Annotated in this window: 7 protein-coding genes; 5 read left to right on the top strand and 2 right to left on the bottom strand. The window is 67.4% G+C overall.

Annotation, left to right across the window (positions count from 1 at the left end):
* Positions 1-178 precede the first annotated feature (178 nt).
* Both ACFWPX_RS30685 and ACFWPX_RS30680 read right to left on the bottom strand, forming a co-directional pair.
* Positions 179-1,375, bottom strand: a complete 1,197-nt coding sequence (locus ACFWPX_RS30685; RefSeq protein ID WP_378931347.1) for an amidohydrolase family protein — start codon at positions 1,373-1,375, stop codon at positions 179-181.
* A gap of 39 nt (positions 1,376-1,414) precedes the next feature.
* A complete protein-coding gene (locus tag ACFWPX_RS30680) occupies positions 1,415-2,971 on the bottom strand; it encodes an AMP-binding protein (RefSeq protein ID WP_378931345.1) in 1,557 nt (518 codons plus the stop codon).
* Positions 2,972-3,312: 341 nt separating this feature from the next.
* Here ACFWPX_RS30680 and ACFWPX_RS30675 point away from each other — a divergent pair, with 341 nt between their 5' ends.
* The 5 genes from ACFWPX_RS30675 to ACFWPX_RS30655 all read left to right on the top strand — a co-directional run bounded on the left by ACFWPX_RS30675 (position 3,313) and on the right by ACFWPX_RS30655 (position 8,154).
* Positions 3,313-3,891, top strand: coding sequence for a hypothetical protein (locus ACFWPX_RS30675; protein WP_378931343.1), 579 nt, complete (start codon positions 3,313-3,315; stop codon positions 3,889-3,891).
* 199 nt (positions 3,892-4,090) lie between these two features.
* A complete protein-coding gene (locus ACFWPX_RS30670) occupies positions 4,091-4,984 on the top strand; it encodes an MlaE family ABC transporter permease (RefSeq protein ID WP_378931341.1) in 894 nt (297 codons plus the stop codon).
* Entirely contained in the window at positions 4,984-5,838 is an 855-nt protein-coding gene (locus tag ACFWPX_RS30665; protein ID WP_378931339.1) for an ABC transporter permease, read from the top strand. The genes ACFWPX_RS30670 and ACFWPX_RS30665 overlap by 1 nt, the downstream gene beginning before the upstream one ends.
* Positions 5,839-5,842: 4 nt before the next feature.
* Positions 5,843-7,120: an MlaD family protein gene (locus ACFWPX_RS30660; RefSeq protein WP_378931337.1), complete on the top strand. Its 1,278-nt coding sequence runs from the start codon at positions 5,843-5,845 to the stop codon at positions 7,118-7,120.
* A complete protein-coding gene (locus ACFWPX_RS30655; RefSeq protein WP_378931335.1) occupies positions 7,117-8,154 on the top strand; it encodes an MlaD family protein in 1,038 nt (345 codons plus the stop codon). The genes ACFWPX_RS30660 and ACFWPX_RS30655 overlap by 4 nt, the downstream gene beginning before the upstream one ends.
* Positions 8,155-8,160 lie beyond the last annotated feature (6 nt).

Below are 8,160 nucleotides of genomic sequence, written 5' to 3'. Positions count from 1 at the left end.
GCCCCAAGCCGACCACCACATCGAAGACGGGCACCAGCACCACGACACCGTCCACGACCGTGGCCCCCGCGACCACCACCCCCTCGCCCACCCCACCCGCACCCGCCCACCCCCCCCGCGGCGGCCCCCCCCCGGCGGTCGGCGGCGCTCGTCACCAGCTGCGGGAGGGTCTCCCAGTTCATACCTTCAGCAGCCGTGCGAGGTTGCCGCCCATGATCTTGGCCTGGTTGGCCTGCGGCATGTCCTTGAGCTCGTGGATGTAGCGCGCGGGCTCGGCCAGACCCTCGGGATGCGGCCAGTCCGAACCGAACAGCACGTGATCGACGCCCATGACATCGGAGAGCCGCTGCAGGTCCTCCTCCCAGAACGGGCTGACGTAGAGGCTCTGCTTGATGGCCTCGATCGGGTCGCGGAAGCCGAAGCCCTCCGGCGCCTTCTTGTAGACATCGGAGAGCTGCTGCAGCAGCGGCTCGAGCCAGGCCGAACCGTTCTCGATGACCGCGATCTTCAAGTCGGGGAACCGATTCAGCGCACCGTGGCACACCCAGGAGGCGACCGCGTCGGTGACCGGCCGCCACTGATTGGTCATCGCGAAGGTATTGGTCTGGAACGGCAGCATCTCCAGGCTGTTGCCCTCCCACTCGGCATCGAAGCGGGAGTAGCCGCTGTCGGAGGAGTGCATGGTGACGAGCACGTCGAGTTCGACGACCCGCTTCCAGAACGGATCGAACTCCGGCATCGCGAACGAGCGCATCCCCTTGAACCCGGGCACCGGGGCGGGCCGGACCAGGATCGCCTTGGCGCCGTGCTCGACGACCGCCCAGTTCAGCTCCTCGATCGCCTTCTCGACGATCGGCAGCGTGATCACCGGGACGGTGAAGATCCGGCCCGAATGCACGAAACTGCCGTCCTGGCCCCATTCTTCGAGCATCCACTGGTTGAGCGAGTGGACCACCGCGTGGATGAGCTCGGGGTGGTGGCGCATGCGCTCCTCGACCAGGCTGGCCAGCGTCGGGAACATCAGCGCGCGCTGCAGCTGCAGGTCGTCCATGACTTGCAGGCGGGCCTCGGGATGGCGGAATGCGTCGATCGCCTTCATCGACTTGCCGAAGATCTCGCGCCGGCTCTTGCCCTCGGGATTGCCGTGCTTGAAGTACTCCTCCATGGCGCCGGGACGCGCGACCACATCGAAGGTCGGGTTCGGGATGTACTCGCTGATCTGGCCGAGCACCGCGATCTTGGTGCGGCCGTTGATCTCGACGTACTGGATGGCGCCCGCGTACTGCTCGGGCAGGTACCGGGTGAGCGCTTCCTTGGTTTCGTAGAGATGGTTGTCCGCGTCGAAGAGCTGATAAGGCAGCTCGATCTTCGTCATATGGATCCTCCTTACCGATTTACGAGAATCATATTCTCTTCAGGATTGAACGGCAATATCCTCGTGCTGAGCGGCGAGGTCGCGTCGCACCACGAACTTCTGCACCTTGCCGCTGGCGGTGCGCGGGAAATCGGCGACGACGTGCACCTGTTCGGGCCACTTCTGCTTGGCCATCCCGGCCGCGGCGAAGTGCGCGCGCAGCTGGTCGAGGGTGGGTTCGGCGTGCCCGGGCAACAGCCGCAGGACCGCGGCGGTCCGCTCGCCGAGCCGGGGATCGGGCACCGCGACGGCGATCGCCTCGGCGACGCCGGGCAGTGCGAGCAGTACCTCTTCGACCTCGAGCGCGCTGATGTTCTCGCCGCCGCGGATGATCATGTCCGACTTGCGGTCGGTGATGGTGAGATAGCCGTCGTCGTCGAGCACGCCGATGTCGCCGGTGTGGTACCAGCCGTCGGCGTCGAACGCGGCGGCGGTGAGGTCGGGTTCGGTGTAGCCCAGGCACAGATCCGGTCCACGGCTGAGGATCTCGCCGTCCTCGGCCAGGCGGATCTCCACGCCGGGCAGGGCGTCGCCGTCGGTGAAGAGCCGTTTGTCCGTCGGTGCGGTATGGCGCGACCCGGTGATCGACGGGTGTTCGGTGCTGCCGTAGGAGCGGTAGACGGTGATCCCGGTGTCGTCCAGGCGCCGGGTGAGCGCGGCGGGCACGGCGGCGCCGCCGAGTCCGGCATAGCGCAGGTACGGCAGGTGCGCCTCGGTCCAGTCCGGATGATCGAGCAGGCTGGTGACGTAGTACGGCACGCCGCCACCGATGGCGAGCCGCTCGCCGGTCATCAGCGCGAGAATCCGCGCCGGATCCCACACGTCGACCAGGTTGATCGGCGCCCGGTCCAGGACCGGAATGAGGAAGGCGTTGACCATGCCGATGAAGTGACCGACCGGCGCCGCGGTGATCTGGTCACCGCGGTCGGCGGGGTAGATCCCGGCCAGCTGCCGCGTCTCGTGACCGAGCGTGTGATGGCTGTGGACCACCCCTTTGGGGGCTCGGGTGGTGCCGGAGGTGAAGGCGATCAGCGCGGGGCGCTCCGGATCGACCTGCAGCACGCCCGGCAGTGGCTCGTCGTCGAGCAATTCCTCGAAGTCGCGGCCGACTACGCCGGTGACGGGCACCTCGCGATAGACCTCCGGCGCGAACTCCAGGCTGCCGAACCGGTCGGCGGTGACGAAGACGTCGGGCCGCACCGTCTCGAGGATGTGGGTCAGTTCCCGTCGGCCGTAGAAGTGCACCACCGGGACGACGGTCGCGCCGAGGAATGTCGAGGCCCAGAAGACGGCCGCGGCCTCCATCCAGTTCGGAAGCTGGAAGGCGACGACATCGCCAGGGCCGACCCCGCGGCGGTGCAGACCTGCCGCGAGCCGTCGGGCGAGGTGTTCCACCTCGGCGACGGTGCCCGACCACGGCCGGGTGGCGGAATGGACCCGGAAGGGCGTTTCGGGCGCGGCGCGGAGCCCTTCGCTCAGTAGATCGCCGAGTGTCTCGGAGGTCCACCAGCCCTGTTCGTGGTATCGGCGGGCCAAGTCGGGCGGGATCGTGCGCATCGGCGACTCCTTCATCGGCGGGCCGAGCAGGGAGCCGCACGGCGAGCATATGGTTCTCAAAGAAAGAGAATCATATTTGCAGGAGTGCGTTCAAGTGTGCGGATCGGATGCGTGGAACCATCGGTCGCCACCCGCTTCCCATCACCTTCCGTCAATGTGATTCAGATCACACTCTGTGGTTCTTCGAGAACCTTCCTCGCGCTGGTGAGAATCAAATTACGGTGTGGTCGGCAGTTGCGTTCCGCGGGTTCGGTGACACTGCGTAGCCCGGCTCGGGCGCCCGCCGGGGACTCGCAACGGACCGTTTCGGCTTCTCGCGTGCGAAAAACGGGGACGAAGATATGGCGACTGGTCAGGGTGTTCATTCGGTCATTCGGTGGCGCGCACACGCGCACCGGCACCCGCTACGACATCGGCTGGCGGTGGTGGGGCCGGATGCGGCCGATATCGTCCGGCACGCGGGTGGCTGGCTGTTCGACCGGGCCGCCGCGGGGTGGGAGGTGACCGCGCTGGTCTCCGACTCCGAGAATGTCGGCCCGTTGCAGATCCTCGGTGCCACCGTGCTGGATCTGCGCCAGTCGCTGTCGGTCTCCCGGCACGACCTCTGGCCGACCGCTGTCGCCGTCTCGGTCCGTAGTTATCTCGCCGAACCGCAGGTGCGCGCGGGCGTCCTCGACTGTCTGGATCGAGGTCTGACGGAGGTCGCCGTGTGGGGTGACGATCTGCCCGGTGAGCTGGAAGAGCGGGTCGGCGCGTCCTGTCATCGGGTGAGTGTCGCCGCCCGGGCCTTCAAGTCCTGTGCCCTGACCGCGGCCGGCTTGCCCGGTGCGACCGCGGCGCCGGTGGAATCCTTCCGGTCCGGGACCTTGCTGCCGCCTTCGTTCCGCGGGGAGATGCGCGACCTCGTTCCCCTGAGGTAGTCGATCGCCGACGCCATGTCGATGGCGTCGGCACCGTCATGTCTTCGTCCGGCGCCACGCCTGTTGGGCGCCGGCGTGCTTCGTCATCAACATATGAGAATGTAATTCTCTCGAATCGACTGTTTGACTCTTGACGTGAGAGCGAGACGTAGCTCACGATGGAGAAGTTCATTTCCGGGAGCAACCCGAAAGATCACCTATGACGATCCCCCGCGAAGCCGCGGTCCGGGACAGCCCACAGGGCGAGGCCCGTCTCTCGCGGACGAAGCCTGCGACCCGGGAGATCTCCGCCTGGTGGCGTGGCTATCTGCGGCGGCACCCGGTGGCCGCGCTGGAGACCGTCGGCGGGCAGTTCGTGCTCGGCGTGCATGCCGTGCGATACCTCGTCGTCGACATCGTCACCGGTCGTTTCGCCTTCGGCGAGTTCATCCGGCAGTCGGCGTTCATGTCCTCCGCGGCGGTGCTGCCGACCATTTTCGTCTCGCTCCCGATCGGGGTGACCCTGTCCATCCAGTTCGGTCTGCTGGCCGGTCAGGTGGGCGCGACCTCGCTGGCCGGTGCGGCCAGCGGGCTCGCGGTGATCCGCCAGGGCGCGCCGATGGTGGCCGCGCTGCTGATGGCCTCGGCGGTGGGGTCGGCGATCTGCGCCGACCTCGGCTCGCGCAAGATCCGCGACGAGCTCGATGCGATGGAGGTCATGGGGGTCTCGGTTGTGCGGCGCCTGGTGGTTCCCCGGGTCGCCGCGGCGGTGCTGGTCGGCGTCTCGCTCACCGGCGTCGTGTGCTTCGTCGGTTTTCTGGCCGGCTACCTGTTCAACGTCTTCGCCCAGAACGGCGCGCCGGGTAGTTTCGTCGCCACCTTCGCTTCGTTCGCCACCGTCGGGGACCTGTGGCTGACGCTGGTCAAGGCGGTGGTCTACGGGATGATCGTCGCGGTGGTGGCCTGTGAGAAGGGGCTGCACACCGAAGGCGGTCCGGCCGGTGTGGCCAACTCCGTCAACTCGACGGTGGTCTCCTCGATTCTGCTGCTGATGCTGGTGAATGTCGTGTTCACCCAGCTGTTCATGATCCTGTTCCCTCGGCAGGGTCTGTGATGGCGACGCCGTATCGCCCGCCGGGTACCCGCACCGTCGCGCGGATGTCGCGGCGAGCGGGCATCTCGGTCATGCGCCTGGGGCACATGCTCACCTTCCTGCTGCGCGCGTTGTTCTCCATTCCGGTGATGTTGCGGCACTACCGGACCGAATTCCTGCGCGTCCTGTCCGACATCACCTGGGGCAACGGCTCGATCGTGGTGGGTGGCGGGACGGCCGGGGTGATCATCGTGCTCGGCGCGGCCGGTGGGGCCATCGTCGGGCTGGAGGGCTACAACGCCCTGCACCTGCTCGGGATGGAGCCGACCATCGGTCTGATCGCGGCCACGGCCTCGACCAGGGAACTCGCGCCGATCATGGCTTCGCTGGCCTTCGCGGCCCAGGCGGGCTGCCGGTTCACCGCCCAGCTGGGTGCGATGGGCATCGCCGAGGAGATCGACGCGATGGAGTCGATGGCCATCCGGTCGGTGCCCTATCTGGTGAGCACCCGGCTACTGGCGTCGATGGTGGCGATCGTGCCGCTGTATCTGGTCTGCCTGGCCGCCAACTACCTGGCCGTGCAGGTCGTCGTCGGGCTGTCCGGCGGGCTTTCCGCGGGCACCTACGAACACTATTTCCAGCTCGTCCTCAACGGTCCCGACATCGTGTACTCCTTGGGAAAGGCTGTCGTCTTCGTGATCATCACCTCGGCCGTGCAGTGCTATTACGGCTACTACGCCGCGGGCGGACCGCAGGGCGTCGGTATCGCCGCCGGACGCGCGATGCGCGCGGCCATCTCGTTGATGATCATCGTCAATCTGCTGCTCACGGTGGCGATCTGGGGCCTCGGCGCCAGTGCACGGCTGGGTGGGTGAGCCCGTGTCGGTGCTCTTCGAGAAGGACGGACGCGGCCCGGCGGGCTGGATGCTGCTGCTGCGTGGGGTCGTGGTGCTCGTGACGGTCACGGTGGTGGTCACCGTGCTGCTGATGAAATCGACCGGGCGCTTCGACGAGAAGGTCGAGGTGACCGCGGTACTGGAGCAGCTCGGCGACGGCATGCCCGACCGTTCGGACGTGAAGTTCCGGGGGATGCTGGTCGGCATCGTCGACGGGGTGACCCCGGCGAACGGTGGCGCGGCCAACCGGGTTCGGCTGCTGCTGGACCCGGTTGCGGCCCAGGGTGTTCCGCGTAACGTGACGGCACGGGTGGTGCCGAGCAACGTCTTCGCCGTCTCCTCGGTCCAGCTGGTCGACAACGGTCCTGGCCCCGCGCTCACCGCGCACACCGAGATCCGTCAGGACACCAGTCTGTCCACGGTGCAGTTGCAGACCGCGCTGACCAAGCTGCGCGAGATCATCGCCGCCACCGCGCGCATCGGCAGCGCCGACACGATGGGCGTACTGGCCGCCGTGGCCGAGGCGACCGACCGGCGTGGTGGCGATCTGGTCGGCGCGGGCGCCCGGCTCGACCGCATCACCAAGGAATTCGATGCGCTGCTCGCCGGCGACGGTGGCCCGCCCACATTGACCATGCTGGCCGATTCGGTCCGCGGGCTCAGCGCCGCGGCACCCGAACTGCTCGATGCGCTGCACCAGGCGGTCCTGCCGATGCGTACCTTCGCCGAACAGCACGACGAGCTGGCCGGCCTGCTCACCGCGAGCGGGACCACGCTCGGCACCGTCGGTGCGACCCTGGATCGCCGTACCGATCAGCTCACCGAGATCGTGCACGAGATGGGCCCGGTACTGGATGTCTTCGCGGCGGGCTCGCCGTCGTTCAGCCAGATCGTGGTGAGCATCCGCAAGCTCTCGGACCTGTGGTACGCGGAGTTCTGGAACGCCGACAGTCCGCGTGGCCGTGGCAAATTCCAGTTCCGCCTCACCCCGCACACCCCCTACACCCGGGCCGATTGCCCGCGCTACGGGGACCTGGCCGGACCGAGCTGTGCGACAGCGCCCACCTCGGTGCCGATCGAGGAGGTACCCCCGGTCATGGACCCACGGACCTATCCGACCGCGCCCGAGCTCGCGGGCGAATTACCCTCGGAGATAAAGACATTGATCGAGCAGGCGCTGGGTGGCACCCACAACGGTGCCGAGGCGCTGCTGGCGCCGTTGCTGGCCGACGGCCCGCTGCCGATGGGAGTCCCGCGATGAGTTATCGGAAGTCGCTCATCGGGGTGAGCCTGTTCGTGACGGTCGCGATGGCGCTGATCTGGGTCACCTACGTGACCCTCGATCGCGGCATCAACGGCGACACCAAACAGTATTCCGCGGTTTTCGGCGACGTCAGCGGCCTGCGGGTCGGCGACGACGTGCGGATGGCCGGGGTCAGGGTCGGTCGGGTCGACGGCATCGAACTCGCGGGTGTGCGAGCACGAGTCCGATTCCGGGTGGCCGAAGACCAAGTGCTCTACGGCAACACCAAGGCCTCGATCACCTACCAGAACGTCATCGGCCAGCGCTATCTCGGCCTCGCGCTGGCAGAGTTCGGCGATGCCGGGCGGCTGGCGGCGGGGGCGGAGATCCCGCTCGAACACACCGAGCCGTCTTTCGATATCTCCGGTCTGCTCAACGGATTCGAGCCGTTGTTCGGCGGGCTCGATCCCGCGCAGGTGGACAACGTCACCGGCGCGTTGATCAAAGCCCTGCAGGGAGATCAGACCTCGCTGGTGCTGCTGGTCGAACAGGTGTCCTCGCTGGCGGAGTCGCTGGCCGGTCCCGATCAGGTGCTCGGTGCGGTGATCACCAATCTGAGCCGGGTGGTCGGCGACCTCGCGCATCGCAGCGGCGAGGTGAGCGGGCTGATCAGTCAGTCGCGGGCGATCATCGGCGGCCTGTCCGAACACCGTGACGAGCTGCTGGGCACGCTGGATTCCGCGGCGCTGGTCACCGGCCGGATGGCCGGGTTGCTCGAGGACATGGAACCGGATCTGAACGCCATGCTCTACCGCGAGCCCGGCTTCACCCGGCACTTCGAGGAGAACAAGGAGAACTTCGCCTACCTCGGCTTCAATCTGCCCGCGCTGATGAAGGGCCTGGCGCGGGTCAGCCAGGAGGGCTCGTATCTGAGCACCTACCTGTGCAACTTCAACATCACCCTGCTGCCCTCGCTCGTGGCGCTGGTACCGACGGTGGTCGGTCTCGCCACGCCGAGCGGGCAACCCGAGTATTCACCGATCTGCAGGTGAGGCGAC

The organism is Nocardia sp. NPDC058518, assembly GCF_042719655.1.
In the GTDB taxonomy this organism is placed as follows: Bacteria; Actinomycetota; Actinomycetes; order Mycobacteriales; family Mycobacteriaceae; genus Nocardia.
Note: the sequence above shows the minus strand (reverse complement) of the source record. Positions and strands in the feature narration are given on the sequence as shown.